Genomic DNA, 18,421 nt, shown 5'->3' on the forward strand with positions numbered 1-18,421 from the left:
CCGGTGATGAACAGGTGCTTGCAGCGTATCGGCAGGCCGGGAACTCACCCATTCCCATCATGGGTTACTCGAAAGGGGTAGAGCGTGGATGCGTTGCTGAAAGAGTTGCCGGTGCACCAGGGCCTGGCGCGGGTGTTTGGCGCGTTGGGGCAGGACGGTTTCTGGCGTGCGCTGCTCGATACGCTGCGACTGCTGGTGCCGCTGGACAATGCCTTGGTCGCGGTGATGACGCCTGGCCGAGTGCCGCGCCTGCTGATTGATTTCGACACCAGGGGCAGCGGCGACGACCCTGACGAACTGGCCGGCTACAGCGCCGGCATGTACCTGCTCGATCCGTTTTATCAGGCGGCCTGCGCCGGTATCGCTGACGGTTTGCACAGCCTCGATTCGGTAGCCCCCGACCAGTTTCAGCAGAGCGAGTATTACCTGAGCTACTTCCGCTCGGTGGTGGGCAGTGATGAGTTGCAGTTCATGATCAACGCCGAAGGTGCCGTGCTCGGCCTGTCACTGGGTCGCTCGACGTGCTTTACCCTGGAAGAGCAGGGCCGTCTGCTCTGTGTGCGTGACTGGGTGTTGGCCGCGATGCGTCGTCACCTGCAATTGATGCCGCCGGAAGGCTCGGCCACCGAGGCTGTGGCCGGGGATCTGGCGACTTTGCTGGATCGCTTTGATGCGCGCTTGACGGTGAGGGAAATCGAAACGGCGCGCCTGATTCTTCAGGGCTTCTCCAGCAAGGCGATTGCCCAGCAACTGGGGATTTCGCCGGAAACGGTGAAGGTGCATCGGCGCAACGTCTATCACAAGCTCAATGTGAACGGGCATGGCGAGTTGTTCGCGTTGGTATTGCGGCCGCGTTGATATCAACATCAAAAGATCTTTAGTTAGCCGAGCGTAAACACCAACGCCTTCAACCCACACTCGACATCCGCATCCGGAAACTCCGGCGGGTTCTCCAGCCGTCGCTCGAACCGCAGGCTCGGCGCTTCACGCATCACGCCCTCGATAAGGAAGTCCGCGCCAAACGCCGGGTCATTCATGCAGGCCAGCACCGTGCCTTGCGGGCTGAGCAATTCCGGCAACCGCCGCAGCACGCGCTGGTAATCCTTGGTCAGCAAAAAGCTGCCTTTCTGAAAGGAGGGCGGGTCGATGATCACCAGGTCATACGGACCTTTGCCTATCACCTTGCCCCAGGACTTGAATAGGTCGTGGCCGAGAAAACTCACCTTGCTCAAGTCGTGCCCGTTGAGCCGGTGATTGTCGCGGCCACGGCTCAGGGCCGGGCTGGACATGTCCAGATTGACCACGTGTTCAGCGCCACCCTCGATGGCCGCCACCGAAAAACCGCAGGTGTAGGCGAACAGGTTCAACACCCGCTTGCCCTGCGCATTGGCGCGCACCCAATCGCGGCCGTAGCGCATGTCGAGGAACAAACCGGTGTTCTGCTTGCGGCCCAGGTCCACGCGATAGCGCAGGCCGCCCTCGGTGATGGTCATGTCCTCGATCACATCCCCGACCAGCCATTCGGTGGTGCTTTGCAGCAGGTAACGATGCTGCAGCGCCAGGGTATGTGCACCGGACTGCGTCCACTCGGGTGACCGGGTGATCGCCATCAGCCGCTGTTTCAACGCATCCAGTTGCGCGGCTTCAGGTTCTTTGAACAGCGACACCAGCACCACGCCCTGCAGCCAGTCGACGGTCAGTTGCTCCAGACCCGGCCAGCAGCGACCGCGACCGTGGAACAGCCGGCGGGTTTCTGCGGGGGCCGTTGCCAGGGCTGTCAGCAGATGGTCGTGGAGGGTGGTCAGCGCTTCTGAGTTCATCGGGTCGGATCGGCGATTTGAGGGGGCGGCATTTTAACCACAATTGCAGCGAATGAGCGGATGACGCAATCAATGTGGGAGTTTCTATGCTTGGAGGTCCTACTCCCAGATACAGGGCTGGCTTGTATCCGCCTGGCTTTTCATCAAAGTCAACACAGGTCGCAGCCATCAAATATTTAGTTACGATGCCGGCGTTGCTGTAATTGCCTGGACGTTCAAACTGCGTGACAAACCATTTCGCAGCGTTAGACCCCTGCATACATTGACGGTAGAAACAAATAGCATGTTCTCTTCTTGCGGTTCTTCAAACTTGTTAAGCACTCAAAGTGTTCGACAGAAAGTTAGCGAAACAGCCTCTGCAACAGCAACATCCGAACAGTATTTCTGCTCTTCTTTTTCTGAATCTAGAGGAGATCGCGTACTAGGTCTGTCTTCGATCACCAGCAAGGAAAATTCTACATGGACGCCAGTCCGTCTCCTGGAAAGTCTGAGGGTTGCATTTAATATAATGGCTGAGCAGCCTGAAGCCTATAATTTTGAAAGTCTGCCAGGCACAGAGGTAAACGACAAACCTACTACGATAATCGACGTGGAAGACGCGCTGGCAGTTGTCGTGACGGCAGAGAAACAACGAAAAAAGCCAAGTAGGGGTAATAATTCGGTTGGCAATAACAATGCCAAGGATGACAAGGTTGCTTTGTCGGATGTTACACCCAGTGTGCCGGTGGATTGTGTTATAGATTTTGTGACCGGTTTTTTTGATTGTATTGTCGAGTTGGAAGAGAGAGCACAAGAGAGTGGAAGTATTAACAATGCTTTTTCAGACATTCCGGATAGTACAAGCAATAAACTGGATAAGTTGTTTTCAGATATGTGCAAGCATCCTGGTTATGCTCATGCATACGGCCTCCTCGATGCAGAAGAAGGACGGGAAAAATTTACCAGGGGAGAAGCATGGCAACGGATTCATAAATCGGCCACCTACCTCTTTTCTAATATAAGTAAACGTATGATCGATGAGTTTATTCAGCAAAAAAGTGAAGGTGTGTCAACGGCCTGCCTCCATGTTCTGCTGGATGATATTCAGATGGTTGATGTGGTTGATAATAAAGAGCTGGAAGCAAACGGAATAACGGCGGAAGAACTGCGCCATTTGTATCGATGCAGAGCGCAACTGGGCGATACCGTCAGGTTCTATAAAAACAACATGCCGGAACCCTCGCCGTGGGAGCAGGATCCAGAATTGTGGGCTCGCTATGTACCCGCGAAAGAAACAGCTCCACCCGGTGTGGCATCGTCGGGTACGACATTGAATGCTTCTGCCATGTCAACATTTGAAGTCCCAAGTGTTCTGGAGAAAAGCCGAGTAGTGCTCAGGGAGGATCCCAATGGTCAAATGCAGAAGCCAGCTTATCCGGATCAAATTTTTGACCTCAGAAAAAACGACAAAAATGAATATGAGTTTGTTCGGCAAGACAATGGGGAAAGGTATGACCTGGAAGGTGTGCTCGCGTTTGTGATCCTTGCCGAGGAGCCTGACCATATTATTTGCGGTTCGAGAAATTACGAAAGAAGTTCGAACGGAAAGCTCAACAATCATCGATATAAAGACCCGTTCTTTGTAGACGGTCACAGTTCGTTAAGCGGCGGCAAACCAACACTCTTTGCGGGCGAGATTCTATTTGAAGAAGGAAAAATAAAATTCTGGACAAATGGTAGTGGCCATTATAAGCCTCACGCCGAGCACCGCTTTAGCAATCTCACAGATTTGACTAAACGCCTACTCCCGGAAGACTGTTTTCGGGACCACGATAAATTGACTGGAACGGAAATACAGGCGCTGGAGAGGCATAAAATAATTCCGAAGGAATTAGAGGATGTTTCAGATGATGGCGATGACAGTCTGAGCGAAGACGATGAAAACGCCGCCTTCATTGCCCAGCGTAAAAAAACGGGTTTGAGAGGAGGGGGCGCAGCCGATCGAAAAACATCGGAAGGCGTCTGCGCTCCTGTATCCAATGCTATGGAAAAGAAGCCTCGTGACGATGATTCTGATAACGGCGGAGCCGGTGCGGGGGCATTCTCGGCACCTCACCGAACAGATATTTTATCTGACAGCGATAGTGAGGATGACGCAAAGCCAGATAGGCCATCTGGTTTTGCCAATGCAATGACCCCGCCCACTGCTCCAGTGAGCAAATCGCTGGATACTGTTGGTCCTGCTAGCGTTGAACTACAACATAAATTGACAATGGCTTTGAACTCAGGAGAAGAAATCAAGGCGGTGCAAATTGAACGGATGTTGGAATTTGCCATTTTACTGGCGAAGTCTTCACCTGTCGTACAAGCCTCGGTCATTGATTTGAATCTTTTTAAGCGAGCAGATGAACTGTTCAGAATTCCGGTCTCGTATTTCAATGGTCGCCTCTTGGGGTCGAAAGCAAGTTGGGTGCCAGGGCAAATAGCGAAGAGTTTGATGCAGTCTCTGAATAACTGTGTAAGCAATGGGACATTGAGTGAGGAACGTGCACGAGGTTTTCTTGCTCGAAAGTTTCCAGGCTTTGAGCGTCCTCAAGCCGGGTCCGTCAACATATTTGCCGACCCCAGGAGGCAGGATCAGGCAGTTCACGAGATAAGTTTATTGATAGGGACCAGGGAGCAGCGCCAGGAAAGAATTGCAGCGGATAACCGTCGAATAGCCGATGAGGCAAATGAGGTGGCGCGAAAGAAACTAGAGCGCAAACAGCACGATGCTGAACTGGCGAAATTTTCAGTCCGTGCGGGTGCCCAGGCTTATCAAACCAGTTTGAATAAGCGTGATCGAGAGGAGAATGAGCGCCAAGATATGCTGAGTCGGGGGCAAGCAGAAAAACAGGCAAACTATCTGAATGCCCGCGCAGTCAGGGGGCGTGAGTGGACTAATGTACTTGCTGGAATTGGACGGTCGCAAACTTATCAGGCACACCTAAGTAATGAGAGGCGAAAACAAGAGCAAGAAAATAGCCAGCGGAGCGTGCAAAGAAGTTTGCCGGAAACCCATGTCGACAAGCCTTTGGAACGCACCAGTAGCACTGACAGTTCTGATTCTGGTTACAGCTCATCGAGTAGCTTGAGTCGTTCCTTTAGTAGCGGGCCAATTACTTCGGCTGAGATAAGCCAGGAGATATTGGACTTGAGGAGTGAGTATATTCCAGAGCTATCAGATGTTGATCTGGTCCAGGTCGAAAAAACTCATATGGACATTCCGGAAGCGAGAAGCACTGTAGGGGCAGAGGAGGCGTTTAGACTCTATGAGGACAGCGTGAATAGATTTTTATCTCTAGGCCCTAAGATAGAAGATTTTGAGGCGGAGCTAGCTAAACATCGTGTCGATGATTAACTGACGGGACAAAACAAGCGGCTCTGGCCCTTGGAGTTATCACAAATAATTTAACTTTACGTGAGGATTTGGCGATCTGTCGGCTCCCATACTCGGCTCCAACGAATAACAACACCGCCGGGAGCCCATCATGTCGCCGATACCTGCTTCATCCCATCCGCGCTGGCTCCGGCTCACCCACTGGCTGAACGCGCTGGCGGTGCTGGTCATGGTCACCAGCGGTTGGCGTATCTACAACGCTTCCCCGCTTTACGACTTCAGTTTTCCCAAAGGCATCACCCTGGGCGGCTGGCTCGGCGGTGCATTGCAATGGCATTTCGCCGCGATGTGGTTCCTCGCCATCAACGGGCTCGTTTACCTGGTCATCAACCTCGCCAGCGGTCGTCTGTCACGGCGTTTTTTCCCGGTGTCACCCAAAGGTGTTGTGCACGACCTGTGGGCTGCATTGCGCGGACGTCTGGGGCATGCCGACCTGAGTCATTACAACCAGGTGCAACGGCTGGCCTACCTGTTCGTGATGGTCGATATCACGCTGCTGGTGATCTCCGGGTTGGTGTTGTGGAAGTCCGTCCAGTTTCCGCTGTTGCGTGAATTGCTGGGCGGCTACGAAGCGGCGCGGCATGTGCATTTCATCGCGATGGCGCTGTTGATGGCTTTTGTGGCGGTGCATCTGGCGATGGTCGCGCTCGTTCCCAAAACGTTGCTGGCCATGATTGTCGGTCGCAAGGAGTCCGTATGAAAAAGCGCATCGAGGGTCTGGACGAGTCGTCCATCCTGAAAGACGCCCGGAAAATCATTGCACCGCAGATCGAGGACCGCTCACGCCGCTCGTTCCTGATGCGTGGGCTGACCCTCGGTGGCGTGGCCATGTTGTCCGGCTGCAACATCACCGACAACGAAAGCGTCGAGACGGCGCTGTCCTCCATGTCGCGGTTCAACGATCGGGTGCAGGGCTGGTTGTTCAATCCCAACGCACTGGCGCCGACCTATCCGGCGTCGATGATCACCCGGCCGTTTCCGTTCAATGCCTTTTACGGCATCGACGAGGCACCCACCGTCGAGGAAGAAAGCTATCGACTGGAAGTCACCGGGCTGGTGGCCGACAAACGCAGCTGGCGCCTCGAAGAGCTGCGTGCCATGGCGCAGAACGAGCAGATCACCCGGCATATCTGCGTCGAAGGCTGGAGCGCGATCGGGCGTTGGGGCGGCGTACGATTCAGCGATTTCCTGAAACGAGTCGGTGCTGACACCGATGCCAGATATGTCGGCTTCAAATGCGCCGACGACTACTACACCAGCATCGACATGGCCACCGCGCTGCACTCGCAGACCCTGCTGGCGCTGACCTATGACGGCGCGGTGCTGCCTCGTGAATACGGCTTCCCGATGAAGCTGCGCATGCCCACCAAGCTCGGCTACAAAAACCCCAAACACATCCAGGCGATTTTCGTCAGCAACACCTACAGCGGCGGCTACTGGGAAGACCAGGGCTACAACTGGTTCGGTGGCAGCTGATGGCGCCCGACAACTTCACTCACCCGCAACCTGTGCTTCAAGGAGTTTCATCATGAAAAAGTTGACCACCGTCGTTCTGTCCATGTGCCTCGCCATGGGTGCTGCCAGTGTATTTGCCGCTGAAGCAACCAACGGCATGAGCAATGACAGCATGAGCAAGGATTCGATGTCCAAGGACGCCATGAAGAAAGACACGATGAAAAAGGATGACATGAGCAAGGACACGATGAAGAAAGATGCCATGTCCAAGGATTCGATGAGCAAGGACGGGATGAAGAAAGATGCGATGTCCAAGGACGCCATGAAGAAGGACAACATGTCGCAATAAGTCAACACAGCGCGACCCCTGCAGGAGCCAGCTCTTGTGGCGAGGGAGCTTGCTCCCGCTGGACTGCGCAGCAGGCCCATTTTCTGGGTCCGCTCCGCGAACCAGCGGGAGCAAGCTCCCCCCGCCACAAGAGCTCGCTCCTGCAGATTTATCAGGGTATGACTTGAAGTCATGCCCCCATGACTTTTAATGGTTACAGCCCCGTCAACCCCCAGTGTTAAAAGATCGCAAACACAGCTCATCAACAACAAAAAAGAGCGTTTGCACTCATGACTGATTCTCTCCGCCACGACCCGCGCTCTTCGACTCCCGACATTTGCCACGCGACCGCCACGGTCTGCGTGCATTTCTGATCACCCCAAATCCCTGAAGAGTAACGACTCATGAAAGAACTCGACCTGTATATCGGTGAAGGCTTCGAAGGCCCGGGCGTGAACGCCGCGCACATCAACATGTTGATCGGCCCGCGCAACGGCCCGGCAGGGCAGGCGTTCGCCAATAGTCTGGCATCGCCGAGCCAGGGCCATTGCCCGTTCATGGTGATCGCCCAACCGAACATTCCGGTCAAGCCGATGACCCTTTATGTGAACAAAGCCGCGATCGGCAGCGACCTGCACGGCAACGCAACCTGGGGCGCGTCCCAGGCCGGGATCGCCAAGGCGGTGCTGGAAGCCTTGCTCGACGGCACCTTGCCGCCGGAGGCCGAAGACGAGTGGGCCATCGTCACCGCGAACTGGGTCAACCCGGCGTGCGATGACCTCGATGCGGTCTACCTGAACAACTACAACGCCTGCCGCACGGCGATCCGTGCCGCGCTGACCGGCAAACCGGAAACCGCGCAACTGGCGGATGTGGTCAATCACATCAGCAACCCTTTCTACACGCCAAAAGCCTGAGGTCCGAACCATGCAATACATTCGTTTGGGCAACTCCGGCCTGCAAGTCTCCCGTCTGTGCCTGGGCACCATGAACATGGGCACCCCGGACTGGAAACCCTGGATTTTCGATGAGAAGAAAAGCGAGCCGATCGTCGCGCACGCGCTGGACAACGGCGTGAATTTCATCGACCTCGCGGACTTCTATTCCGCCGGTGTCGGCGAGGAAGTCGTGGGGCGCATCGTCAAGCGCCTGGCCCGCCGCGAAGACCTGGTGATCACCACCAAAGTCGGTTATGGCACCCGCGCCGGCATCAACGCCAGCGGCCATTCGCGCAAGCACATCATGGACAGCATCGACGCGTCGCTGAAGCGACTGAACATGGATTACGTCGATGTGTTCATGCTGCATTACTTCGACGTGAACACTCCGGTCGAAGAAACCATGAGCGCGATGAACGACATCGTGCGCTCCGGCAAGGCGCGTTACATCGGCGTGTCGACCATGCTCACCGGGCAGCTGGCGAAGATACTCATGGCCTGCGAGCGCAACGGTTGGGTCAAACCGATCAACATGCAACTGCAACTGAACTGCGCCTACCGCGAAGAAGAGCGCGAGATGATTCCGTTCTGCCGCGACCAGGGGTTGGGCGTCTCGGTTTTCAGCCCGCTGGCCCGAGGTCTGTTGACCGGCGACGTGCAATCGACCCGCAACCAGACTGACTTTTTCACCCAGCAGATGTACAGCGACGAAGCCTCGTTCGAGATCGCGCATTCGGTACAGCGTGTGGCCCGTGCTCGCGGCGTGTCCAACGCGCAGATCGCCCAGGCCTGGGTCGCCAATCATCCCGGCGTGGATTGCATGCTGGTCGGCGCCGACACCACGCAGCAGTTCGACAGCGCCCTGGCCGCGCTGGAAACCCGACTCGATGCCGAAGAGCTGCATGAGCTGGAACGCAACTACACCCCGTGCGACGTGATCAACGATTACACCGCCGGTAAACGTATCCTGCGTTCGGCCCGCCCGGGTCTGGAACGTTTCAACCTGACCGAGGCTGTGGCATGAACGCGTTGATCCGTCACGGCAATTTCATCGATGGCCAATGGTCCAGCGGTGGTGTCACTTACCCGGTGCTGAACCCGGCCAATGGCGAACTGATCGCCGACGTGCAAAAGGCCGGCGCCGAACAAACCAGCCTTGCAATCGACGCCGCCAACCGTGCCTTGCCGGCCTGGCGCAAGTTGACTGCCAAGGAACGCAGCCAGAAGCTCAAGCGCTGGGGCGAGCTGATGCTGAGCAACCAGAAGGAGCTGGCGACGCTGCTCAGCCGCGAGCAGGGCAAGCCGCTGGCCGAAGCCATGGGCGAAGTGGTCTACGCCGCGAGTTTTCTGGAGTGGTTTGCCGAAGAAGCCAAGCGCGCCTATGGCGACGTGATCCCGAGCCACAAGACGGATGCGCGGATCATCGTGGTCAAGGAAGCCATCGGCGTGGTCGCTGCGATCACACCATGGAACTTCCCTCTGGCGATGGTCACGCGCAAGGTCGGCCCGGCATTGGCGGCGGGTTGCACGATGATTCTCAAGCCTTCGGAAGAAACCCCGCTGTCGGCGTTTGCCCTGGCGGTACTGGCCGAGCAGGCCGGGATTCCGGCGGGCGTGTTCAACATCGTTTCAGGTGATGCGGTGGCGATTGGCGGGGCGCTGCAAGCTTCCGGCATCGTGCGCAAGCTGTCGTTTACCGGCTCCACGCGCACCGGCAAATTGCTGATGCGTCAGGCGGCCGACACCCTGAAAAAAGTTTCGCTGGAACTGGGCGGCAACGCGCCGTTCATTGTCTTCGACGATGCCGATCTGGACGCCGCCGTCAAAGGCGCAATGGCCTCGAAATTCCGCAACACCGGGCAAACCTGCGTTTGCGTGAACCGCTTCTTCATTCAGGACGGCGTCTACGAGGCGTTCACCGGCAAGCTCGCCGAAGCCGTGGCGGCGATGCGGGTCGGCAGTGCGCTGGACGGTGAAACCGAGCAAGGTCCGCTGATCAACGCGGCGGCGCTGGCCAAGGTCGAGCTGCATGTCAGCGACGCATTGGGGAAGGGCGCCAAGCTATTGTGCGGCGGCCGTCGTCATGCACTCGGCGGCACGTTTTATGAACCTACCATCCTCGCCGAAGCCAACAGCGACATGTTGATTGCTCAGGACGAGACCTTCGGTCCGGTTGCCGCTTGCTTCCGCTTCAAGGACGAAGCCGAAGTGCTGCAAAAGGCCAACGACACGCCGTATGGCTTGTCGGCCTACTTCTACAGCCGCGACATCGGCCGAGTGTGGCGCATGGCCGAAGGCTTGGAAGCGGGCATGGTCGGGATCAACGAAGGGATCATTTCCACTGAGGTGGCGCCGTTCGGTGGCGTCAAGGAATCGGGCCTCGGTCGCGAGGGTTCGAAGTACGGCCTGGATGATTACCTGGAAATCAAATACCTGTTGATGGGTGGTCTCTAACCCCATCACCTGTAGGAACGCGCTTTTGTGGCGAGGGGACAAATCCCCTCGCCACACCAGTCCGCACACAGCAAAAACGATCGGTTTCATTTCTCCGTCAATAACAACAATTGGAGACTTACATGTCCGTACAACCGGTAAAAATCGACGACTTGCCCATCGGGCGCTTCCATCTCAAGATCGCCGGCCTGACCTTCGGTGCACATTTCACCGATGGCTACATTCTCGGCCTGATCGGTATCGCCTTCACCCTGCTGAGCCCACAGATGCAGCTGGATGCATTTTGGCAGGGGCTGATCGGCGCATCGGCGCTGATCGGGCTGTTTCTCGGCAGCCTGTTTTTCGGCTGGATTTCCGACAAGGTCGGCCGGCAGAAAATTTTCCTGGTCAGCTTCGTGCTGATCACCATCGCCTCGGTCATGCAGTTCTACGCTGAAACGGCCATGGGCCTGTTTCTCTGTCGGGTGCTGATCGGTATCGGCCTGGGTGGTGACTTCAGTGTCGGCCACGCCATGCTCGCCGAGTTCGCGCCGAAGAAACACCGGGGTGTATTGCTGGGTTCGTTCAGCGTGATCTGGACCTTCGGTTACGTCGCCGCAACTTTCGTCGGCACCGCCATGCTCAGCCTTGGCGACGATGCCTGGCGCTGGATGCTGGCCTCGTCGGCGATCCCGGCGGCGTTGATTCTGATCGCCCGCATCGGCACGCCAGAGTCTCCGCGCTGGTTGGTCAATCAGGGCCGGATTGCCGAGGCCCGAGCCATCGTCAAAAAACACCTGGGTGCCAACGTCGAGCTCGACGAAACCCAGTCCACCGAAACCCGTTCTGGCTATGCGGTGTTGTTCAGTCGCGAATACCGCAAGCGTACCGCGTTCAACTGCCTGTTCTTCGTGTGCATCGTGATGCCGTATTTCGCCATCTACACCTTCTTGCCGTCGATCCTGCAGAAGATGGGCCTGGCCGAAGGCTTCGGCACCGAGCTGATGCTGAACCTGTTGCTGATCCTCGGCGCGTTGATCGGGATCTGGTGCACCATCAAGTTCTCGCGACGCGGGTTCCTGATCAACTCGTTCATCATCCTGGCGGTGGCGTTGTTCATGTTGGCCGTGTTGCCGAGTAGCGCAGCGTTCCTGATGGTGCTGGTGTTCGGGCTGTTCACCCTGGTGTTGTCGGCGGTGAGCAATCTGGTGGGCGTGTTCCCGGCCGAGAGCTTCCCGACCGAAGTGCGGGCCAGCGGGATCGGCCTGGCGACGGCAGTGAGTCGTTTGGGCTCGGCGGTCAGCACGTTCCTGTTGCCGGTGAGTGTGGCGGGAATTGGCTTGAGTCCGACCATGGGGATACTGGCGGCGATTCTGGCTCTGGGCGCGTTGTTGTCCTGGGCCTGGGCGCCGGAGACCAAATCGTTGACGTTGAGCCAGGCGTGCAAGGCGCAGAGTCCGGTCGAAGCGGGCGTTCCGCTGGCAGCAAAAGTCGCGACACCGGTCTAAAGGTTTACGACGGATCAAATGTGGGAGCGAGCCTGCTCGCGATGGCGGTGGATCAGTCAACATCAATGTTGAATGTAATGCCCTCATCGCGAGCAGGCTCGCTCCCACAGGGGGAATATCACTGTTTCAGGGATTACTGACCAACCCCAGCCAATCCGTAAACAACCGCACTTTCGACAACCCCTGTTTGTCGTTCGCCACATCCAGCCAATAGCCATACGGCCCGATCACTTCCACGGGGGTGATCGGCAACAAACTGCCATTGGCCAGTTCCTTCTCGATCATCTGCCGGTCGATCACCGCCAGGCCACCGCCCGCCAGCGCAGTGTGGATCACCTGATCCAGCGTGCTGAATTCCAGCCCTTGGTCCGCATCGACATCATCCCGGCCCATCGCCGCCAGCCAGTTTTCCCAGACCTTCAGGCGCTTGCCGTCATGCAGGATGTGCAGCAACGGAAACTGCCGCAGATCCGGTGGCTGGCCATCGTTGAACAGCTCCGGGCTGGCCACGGCGATATGCCGTTCCATCACGAGCAATTGGCTGCTGCAGTGGGTGGCTGCTTCGAGGCCGAAGCGGATGTGGCAGTCGATTTCGGCAAGGCTGTCGTGGCTGGCCTGGTTGGTCACGCTCAGGCTGATGTCCGGATAGCGCTGGCAAAACACGCGCAAATGCGCCGACAACCAGCGCGTGGCCCAAGTCGGTGGCGCGAGGATGCGCAGGCGTTGACGCAGGTTGGGCACGCGCACGGCTTGCAGGGCGCGTTCGATGTGGTCGAAGGCTTCCGCGAGGTGTGGGGAGAGGGCGCTGCCGGTTTCGGTCAGGGACAGGCCCTGGGGTGTGCGGATGAAGAGTGCGACGCCGAGGTAGTCTTCGAGTTGTTTGATCTGACGACTCACCGCACCCTGGGTGACGTTCAGACCGAGCGCCGCCTGGCTGAAACTGCGATGCCGCGCGACCTCTTCGAAAACGCGCAGCATGTTGAGCGAGGGCAGTTGACGCATGGCAGAGGCCTGGTTTGTTGTTTTTGGATGGTTTTGTAATGCCTATCTGACTATTAGCAAGGGGCTGATGCAAGTGGTGTTCGGGCGGACGTCTTCGCGGGCAAGCCCGCTCCCACAAGGATCACCGAACCTGTGGAAGCGGGCTTGCCCGCGATGGCGTACTTAGAGGCGACAAAAATCCTGGATCAGAAGTAATACCCAATGTTCATGTACAACTGATTCTCCCAATGATCAGTCCCGCCAGCGCCCAGGCTCTGGGTGTAGCTGCTGCCACCAATGTACGGATCATTCTTGCCATACAGCCACTCAGTCGCGATCCACAGTTTGCTGAAGGAAAACGAGGTACCGAGAATCATCCGTTGCGAGGTCTTGAACTCGTCGGCGGATTTGTCGAAGGCGCTGTAGTTGGCGTACAGCTTCACGCCGCTGATCTGGTCGAACAGGTACTTGCCGGCCACGTCATAACTCAGGTCCGCCACGTACAGGTTGCCGCGACTGGCGACGTTGTAGGTGCCGTCATAACCACCCAGCGTTACCACTTCATCAGTGCCGGCGTTGCGCGGCGACATCTGTTGCCGCGCCGCTTGCAATTGCACGCCCCACGGACCGTTCTTGCCCAGGTAGTGCACGGCCACAGCGTTGCGTCGGCCGTCGTTGTCGGTGTCCTTGTTTTCCAGGGTCGAGGTCAGGCCGGAGATCCCGACTTCGGATTTCCACGGCCCCAGGTCCAGCGACTTGGCCACCCGCAGCACCACGGTGTTGCGTTCCTGGTTGTCGCTGCCATCGCCGACGTAGCTGTCGGCCCCGGATACCACGCTGGAGTAGGTCACGCCCTTGCTGGTGCCTTTGCCTTGCCACGCCGGGCGCAGGTAATAGCCGGCCTGGACGTTCCAGTCGCCACTTTGCTGGATGTACTTGGCGCCGATCTGCTGCACATCCTCCAGGCCGATGACGTTGCCCAGGGTTTCGTAGAAGGTGCTGCCGAAATAGGGCTGCAAACCGAATGGCACTGTGTTCAGGCCTACCTGTACTTGCTGGTCGGGGTTGAACTTGTAACCGGCCCACGCAAACTTGGCGAACTGAATATCACCGTAGTCCTTGGTGTACTGGTACGGGTAGGAGCGTCCGTAGAAACGGTACTGAGCCTCACCGATCCAGCTGTCGGAGTTGTACTTGGCGCTAAGGAACACGGTGTCCAGGCCGAACTTCTGAATGTCGCGGTCGGGGTCGTAATCCCAGCGTGCGCGAACGGCGCCGCCGAGGTCGAGGTTGTCGGTGACTTGTACCGCCATGGCGGGCGCGGCAAAGGTGCAGAGCAGAGCGAGGTACGACGGACTAAGGCGCAGGGAAGCAGGGAGGGGCATGGGTCAGCTCTCGTTTATTTTTATTAGAGATGCTGGCCAGTCTTGCCATCAGCGCTGCGTTGAACAAACGATAAAAAATGCGTCGAAACCTTCATCAAATGCATGTTACTGGGAAAATCCTGTAGGACAATTCATCGTCGGCGTGGGATGCTTTACGCCTTGTCATCCACCTTGAGAGCCTTCCATGAAACGCAAAATGCCCGGCCTCAACGCGCTGAAAGCCTTTGAAGTGGCCGGCAGCACGGGCAGCTTCACCCGCGCCGCCGAACTGTTGAACGTGACTCAGAGTGCGGTCAGTCGCCAGGTGCGGCAACTGGAGGAACAGCTCGACGAAAGCTTGCTGGAGCGCCGTCACCATCACCTTGAACTGACCAGCGCCGGGCGCATTCTGCTGCGGGCGCTGCATCAGTCCTTCGACAAGATCGAGCTGACGGTACGCAGCATCCAGCAGAAAACCCATTCCAATCGCCTGCACATCAACGCGCCGCCGACCTTTACCAATCGCTGGCTGATGCCGCGTCTGGGCCGGTTGCGCGAGAAGCATCCGGAGCTGGAACTGAGCATCACCACGCGCTTGCAGGACAGCCTTGCGGAAACCAGCACGCTGGATTGCGCGATCCGGTTCGGCGACGGGGAATGGGATGGCATGGACAGCTCCCTGCTGATTCAGGAGCGGCATATCGCGGTGTGCGCACCGACCTTGTATGCGCGGGAATGGAGCGAGCAGGGCATCGACCTCAATCGCCTGACGCTGCTGCACGTGCTCGCCCGGGAAGACCAGCGCTATCTGACCTGGAAACACTGGCTGGACGCGGCGCGCATCACCGGCGTCGATACCCAGGGCGGCTACGAGTTCGACTTGCTGGACCTGGCGATCCGCGCGGCCACCGACGGGTTGGGCATCACTATTGCCGACTGGCACATGGTCGCCCCGGAACTGGCCAGCGGGCAGTTGACCCAGGTGCTCAACGTGCATGTCGAAGGCCACCAGTCCTACTGGCTGGTGACCCGGCCGGAGCAGACGCAGATGCCGCAATTGCAGGTGTTCAGTCAGTGGTTGCAGGAGGAGATCTGGTTGGCGCAACGGCAGCTTGAACCCTCGACCGCTGCTCTCTGATCACCCTTGCCCGCGGTAACGATCTGTCAGTCAAAAAGAGGCTGATGTGCCGCCGCCATCGCGGGCAAGCCCTCTCCCGCAGGGTTCTGCGTCGACCTGGATATAACATTCTTTTTTTGAATGTTACATCGCTCAATAAATCGTTTGTTCAATGCCGGTCAGATGCCAAGACTGCATCTCACTGGATAAAAACAACGATGGGCGATGCACATGCGACTCGAGCGAAATTTTGTTAACGGCCACTTCATCGAACCCGCCAGCGAAGCGCTGATCGCGGTGTACAACCCCGCGACCGAAGCGCTGGTGGGCCATGTTTCAGCGGCCAATGCCGATGAAGCCACCGCCGCAGTCGAAGCGGCCGCTGCGGCACAGAAAGCCTGGGCCACACTCACCAGCATCGAGCGTGCCGAACACCTGCGTTCGCTTGCCGATGCACTCGATGCCGGTGCCGAGAACATCGGTAAAGCCTTGGCCGCCGAATCCGGCAAGAGCGTCGCTGACGCCAGCAACGAAGCCCGTTACGCCGCGCAGATCACCCGCTACCACGCCGAATGGGCGCGTCGTATCGAAGGCGAGATCATTCCCAGCGACGCCCCGAACGAAAGCCTGTTCCTGCACCGCGAGCCGATTGGCGTAGTCGCGTGCCTGATTCCGTTCAACTACCCGGTCTATACGTTGCTGCGCAAAATCGCCCCGGCGCTGATTGCCGGCAACACCGTGGTCGTGCGTCCAAGCAACAACACACCGACGTCCGCGTTCGAAATCGCCAAGGCTGTGCAGCAATCCACCATGCCTGCGGGCGTGATCAACATCCTGACCATGGACCACGCCACCGCCGCCGCCGTTTGCACGCACAAGGCCGTCGGCTTGATCACCCTGACCGGCAGCGTCAACGCCGGGCGTATCGTGCTCGATTACTGCAAGGCCAACATCGCCAAGCCGTCGCTGGAACTGGGCGGCAAGACCCCGGCGATCATCGAAGCCGATGCTGACCTTGAAGCCGCCGCCACAGCGATTGTTGCCTCCAAGACCACCCACTGCGGTCAGTTGTGCACGGCGGTGGAGCGGGTCTACGTGCAGGAAAGCATCTACGAGCCATTCCTCGCCTTGCTCAAAAGTAAAATCAGTGCCGTGAAATTCGGCGACCGCGCCACCGACGCCAGTCGGATGGGGCCATTGGTCAACGCCAGTGCGCAGCAGAACATCCACGCCATGGTCGAGCGCGCCGTCGCCGCCGGTGCTGTACTGGAAACGGGTGGATTTATTCCGCAGGGCAAAGGTCACTTCTACCCGCCGACCCTGCTCAGCGGCTGCCGTCAGGACATGGAAATCGTCCAGGAAGAGATCTTCGGTCCAGTGCTGCCGGTGCTCAAGTACCGCGACATCGACGAAGCGCTGGCCTTGGCCAACGACCATCAGTTTGGCCTGTCGTCGGTGCTGTACACCGAGAACTACCGCACCACGATGAAAGTCGCCAACGCCATTGAAGCCGGCGAGTTGTACGTCAATCGCACCCCGGCGGACCCGTACCAGGGCTTTCACGCCGGGTGGAAACGCTCGGGCCTGGGCGGCGATGACGGCAAGCACGGCATGCTCGAATTCACTCAGACCCGGCTTGTGGTCATGAAGTATTGATCCACCGGTAAAACGCCTCACGCTGCACCCATAAAAACAATTATCAGGGGCGCCCGGTCACCGGGCTGCCCGAGGTCACATCAATGTCCAAGCATGCATCCACTGCTGCCGCTGTTCAGGGTTCGAACGCGGGTTCAAAAAGCCACAGTGACAAGGGAAGTCGCTATGTCCAACTGATGCTCCTGGTGCTGGCCGCCGGTGCGATCTACCCGATCCTGTACCTGCGTCAGGTCTACCAGACCACCATGCTCGAGGTGTTCCAGATCAACCACAGCGAGCTGGGTTATCTGTACTCGATGCTCGGTACGATTTTCCTCCTGAGCTACTTGCCGAGCGGTTGGCTGGCCGACCGCATCGCCCCGCGTTTTCTGATTTTCTTCTCGCTGGTTGCTACCGGTGCATTGGGCCTTTGGTATTCCACTGCGCCGTCGCTGACCGGGCTGATGATCATCTTCGGTTGCTGGGGGCTGACCACCGGCCTGACGTTCTGGGCCTCGGTGCTCAAGCGCGTGAAGATGATCGCCCATCACACCGAGCAAGGCCGGTTCTTCGGCATCCTTGATGGCGGTCGCGGCCTGGTCGAAGCGTTGCTGGCGACCGTTGCGCTGGGGCTGTTTGCCTTCGCCACCGAAACCCGTGGCGAGTCGGCGGCGCAAGGCTTCAAGCACGTGGTTTACCTCTATGCCTTCACCTGTATCGCCATCGGCTGTGTGCTGGTGCTGATCAAGGACCCGAAGTCGATGGACAGCACCGCGGCGGTGGAGAAGGGCAAATACAACCTGCTCAGCGACCTGGCCACGCTGGTGAAAATCCCCGAGTTGTGGCTGGTGACGGCCATCGTGTTCTGCGGTTATCACATCTTCTGGGCCACCTACAGTTTCTCCGATTACCTGCAGGGCGGCGGCATGACCGCCGTCATGGCCGGCACCATCACGACCATCAAGTTGTGGATGCGCCCGATTGGCGGGATCGGCGGTGGCTGGCTCGGTGACAGGTTTTCCAACATTTCGGTGCTGATCGTGGCGCTGTTCCTCGCGACATTGGCGATGGTCGGCCTGATCGTGTTCCCGGCACTCAACAGCATGGGCCTGTTGATCGGCACGGTGATTTTCATCGGCCTGATGACCTACGCCATTCGCGGTTTGTACTGGGCGATCCTCGACACCTGCAACATCCCGCTGCGCATCACCGGCCTGGCAATCGGCATTGTCTCGGTGGTCGGTTATATGCCCGACGCGTTCATTCCCTTGATCAACGGCTACCTCACCGAGCATTTCCCCGGCGCCTTTGGTTACAAGCTGTATTTCGGCTACATCGCCTTCGTCGGCCTGCTCGGTACCCTGGCGGCCCTGACTCTGCGCGCTCGTATCAATCGTAAAACTTTCAATAAGACAGGTGCCTGA

15 protein-coding genes are annotated in these 18,421 nt (G+C 58.0%); 12 read left to right on the forward strand and 3 right to left on the reverse strand.

The window, feature by feature from the left end:
* The first annotated feature begins 84 nt into the window (after positions 1 to 84).
* A complete protein-coding gene (locus ACM6I5_RS18840) occupies positions 85 to 858 on the forward strand; it encodes a helix-turn-helix transcriptional regulator (protein ID WP_414884404.1) in 774 nt (257 codons plus the stop codon).
* A 23-nt stretch (positions 859 to 881) separates the two neighbouring features.
* Here ACM6I5_RS18840 and ACM6I5_RS18845 read toward each other — a convergent pair whose 3' ends face one another.
* Positions 882 to 1,820 carry a class I SAM-dependent methyltransferase gene (locus ACM6I5_RS18845; RefSeq protein ID WP_414884405.1) on the reverse strand — a complete coding sequence of 313 codons (939 nt, stop codon included), beginning with the start codon at positions 1,818 to 1,820 and terminating at the stop codon, positions 882 to 884.
* Positions 1,821 to 2,103: 283 nt separating this feature from the next.
* Between ACM6I5_RS18845 and ACM6I5_RS18850 the strand changes: the two genes are divergently transcribed.
* The 8 genes from ACM6I5_RS18850 to ACM6I5_RS18885 all read left to right on the forward strand — a co-directional run bounded on the left by ACM6I5_RS18850 (position 2,104) and on the right by ACM6I5_RS18885 (position 11,900).
* Positions 2,104 to 5,199: a hypothetical protein gene (locus tag ACM6I5_RS18850; protein ID WP_414884406.1), complete on the forward strand. Its 3,096-nt coding sequence runs from the start codon at positions 2,104 to 2,106 to the stop codon at positions 5,197 to 5,199.
* 130 nt (positions 5,200 to 5,329) lie between these two features.
* A complete protein-coding gene (locus ACM6I5_RS18855; RefSeq protein ID WP_414884407.1) occupies positions 5,330 to 5,938 on the forward strand; it encodes a cytochrome b/b6 domain-containing protein in 609 nt (202 codons plus the stop codon).
* A complete protein-coding gene (locus ACM6I5_RS18860; RefSeq protein WP_017338431.1) occupies positions 5,935 to 6,714 on the forward strand; it encodes a molybdopterin-dependent oxidoreductase in 780 nt (259 codons plus the stop codon). Before ACM6I5_RS18855 ends, ACM6I5_RS18860 begins: the two co-directional genes overlap by 4 nt.
* A gap of 52 nt (positions 6,715 to 6,766) precedes the next feature.
* Positions 6,767 to 7,042, forward strand: coding sequence for a pentapeptide MXKDX repeat protein (locus ACM6I5_RS18865; RefSeq protein ID WP_414884408.1), 276 nt, complete (start codon positions 6,767 to 6,769; stop codon positions 7,040 to 7,042).
* A 383-nt stretch (positions 7,043 to 7,425) separates the two neighbouring features.
* Positions 7,426 to 7,938 (forward strand): formaldehyde-activating enzyme, encoded by a 513-nt coding sequence (gene fae / locus ACM6I5_RS18870; protein ID WP_017338433.1) that lies wholly within the window; start codon positions 7,426 to 7,428, stop codon positions 7,936 to 7,938.
* A gap of 10 nt (positions 7,939 to 7,948) precedes the next feature.
* Entirely contained in the window at positions 7,949 to 8,983 is a 1,035-nt protein-coding gene (locus tag ACM6I5_RS18875) for an aldo/keto reductase (protein ID WP_017338434.1), read from the forward strand.
* Entirely contained in the window at positions 8,980 to 10,413 is a 1,434-nt protein-coding gene (locus ACM6I5_RS18880; protein ID WP_414884409.1) for an NAD-dependent succinate-semialdehyde dehydrogenase, read from the forward strand. The genes ACM6I5_RS18875 and ACM6I5_RS18880 overlap by 4 nt, the downstream gene beginning before the upstream one ends.
* Positions 10,414 to 10,535: 122 nt before the next feature.
* On the forward strand, positions 10,536 to 11,900 hold the full coding sequence (locus ACM6I5_RS18885) for an MFS transporter (RefSeq protein ID WP_017337362.1): 1,365 nt from the start codon (positions 10,536 to 10,538) through the stop codon (positions 11,898 to 11,900).
* Between the two features lie 126 nt (positions 11,901 to 12,026).
* On the opposite strand, the gene ACM6I5_RS18890 is transcribed toward ACM6I5_RS18885, so the two are convergent.
* Positions 12,027 to 12,902 carry a LysR substrate-binding domain-containing protein gene (locus tag ACM6I5_RS18890; protein ID WP_017339555.1) on the reverse strand — a complete coding sequence of 292 codons (876 nt, stop codon included), beginning with the start codon at positions 12,900 to 12,902 and terminating at the stop codon, positions 12,027 to 12,029.
* Positions 12,903 to 13,087: 185 nt separating this feature from the next.
* Positions 13,088 to 14,266 (reverse strand): hypothetical protein, encoded by a 1,179-nt coding sequence (locus ACM6I5_RS18895; protein ID WP_017339554.1) that lies wholly within the window; start codon positions 14,264 to 14,266, stop codon positions 13,088 to 13,090.
* A gap of 184 nt (positions 14,267 to 14,450) precedes the next feature.
* Between ACM6I5_RS18895 and ACM6I5_RS18900 the strand changes: the two genes are divergently transcribed.
* From ACM6I5_RS18900 to ACM6I5_RS18910, 3 genes are all read left to right on the forward strand, one after another.
* Positions 14,451 to 15,383, forward strand: coding sequence for a LysR substrate-binding domain-containing protein (locus ACM6I5_RS18900; protein ID WP_017339553.1), 933 nt, complete (start codon positions 14,451 to 14,453; stop codon positions 15,381 to 15,383).
* Between the two features lie 210 nt (positions 15,384 to 15,593).
* Positions 15,594 to 17,018 carry an aldehyde dehydrogenase gene (aldA, locus tag ACM6I5_RS18905; RefSeq protein WP_414884484.1) on the forward strand — a complete coding sequence of 475 codons (1,425 nt, stop codon included), beginning with the start codon at positions 15,594 to 15,596 and terminating at the stop codon, positions 17,016 to 17,018.
* Between the two features lie 83 nt (positions 17,019 to 17,101).
* Entirely contained in the window at positions 17,102 to 18,421 is a 1,320-nt protein-coding gene (locus tag ACM6I5_RS18910; RefSeq protein WP_017339551.1) for an MFS transporter, read from the forward strand.

This window comes from Pseudomonas sp. IT-P171, from assembly GCF_949767765.1.
GTDB lineage: Bacteria > Pseudomonadota > Gammaproteobacteria > Pseudomonadales > Pseudomonadaceae > Aquipseudomonas > Aquipseudomonas fluorescens_B.

What these genes read in the sequence shown, in the direction of transcription:
- ACM6I5_RS18885 (WP_017337362.1), top strand. Translation starts at nt 10,536, where the DNA reads ATGTCCGTACAACCGGTAAAAATCGACGACTTGCCCATCGGGCGCTTC.
- ACM6I5_RS18900 (WP_017339553.1), top strand. Translation starts at nt 14,451, where the DNA reads ATGAAACGCAAAATGCCCGGCCTCAACGCGCTGAAAGCCTTTGAAGTG.
- ACM6I5_RS18890 (WP_017339555.1), bottom strand. Translation starts at nt 12,902, where the DNA reads ATGCGTCAACTGCCCTCGCTCAACATGCTGCGCGTTTTCGAAGAGGTC.
- ACM6I5_RS18865 (WP_414884408.1), top strand. Translation starts at nt 6,767, where the DNA reads ATGAAAAAGTTGACCACCGTCGTTCTGTCCATGTGCCTCGCCATGGGT.
- ACM6I5_RS18860 (WP_017338431.1), top strand. Translation starts at nt 5,935, where the DNA reads ATGAAAAAGCGCATCGAGGGTCTGGACGAGTCGTCCATCCTGAAAGAC.
- ACM6I5_RS18880 (WP_414884409.1), top strand. Translation starts at nt 8,980, where the DNA reads ATGAACGCGTTGATCCGTCACGGCAATTTCATCGATGGCCAATGGTCC.
- ACM6I5_RS18895 (WP_017339554.1), bottom strand. Translation starts at nt 14,266, where the DNA reads ATGCCCCTCCCTGCTTCCCTGCGCCTTAGTCCGTCGTACCTCGCTCTG.
- ACM6I5_RS18850 (WP_414884406.1), top strand. Translation starts at nt 2,104, where the DNA reads ATGTTCTCTTCTTGCGGTTCTTCAAACTTGTTAAGCACTCAAAGTGTT.
- aldA (WP_414884484.1), top strand. Translation starts at nt 15,594, where the DNA reads ATGCGACTCGAGCGAAATTTTGTTAACGGCCACTTCATCGAACCCGCC.
- ACM6I5_RS18855 (WP_414884407.1), top strand. Translation starts at nt 5,330, where the DNA reads ATGTCGCCGATACCTGCTTCATCCCATCCGCGCTGGCTCCGGCTCACC.
- ACM6I5_RS18845 (WP_414884405.1), bottom strand. Translation starts at nt 1,820, where the DNA reads ATGAACTCAGAAGCGCTGACCACCCTCCACGACCATCTGCTGACAGCC.
- ACM6I5_RS18875 (WP_017338434.1), top strand. Translation starts at nt 7,949, where the DNA reads ATGCAATACATTCGTTTGGGCAACTCCGGCCTGCAAGTCTCCCGTCTG.
- fae (WP_017338433.1), top strand. Translation starts at nt 7,426, where the DNA reads ATGAAAGAACTCGACCTGTATATCGGTGAAGGCTTCGAAGGCCCGGGC.
- ACM6I5_RS18910 (WP_017339551.1), top strand. Translation starts at nt 17,102, where the DNA reads ATGTCCAAGCATGCATCCACTGCTGCCGCTGTTCAGGGTTCGAACGCG.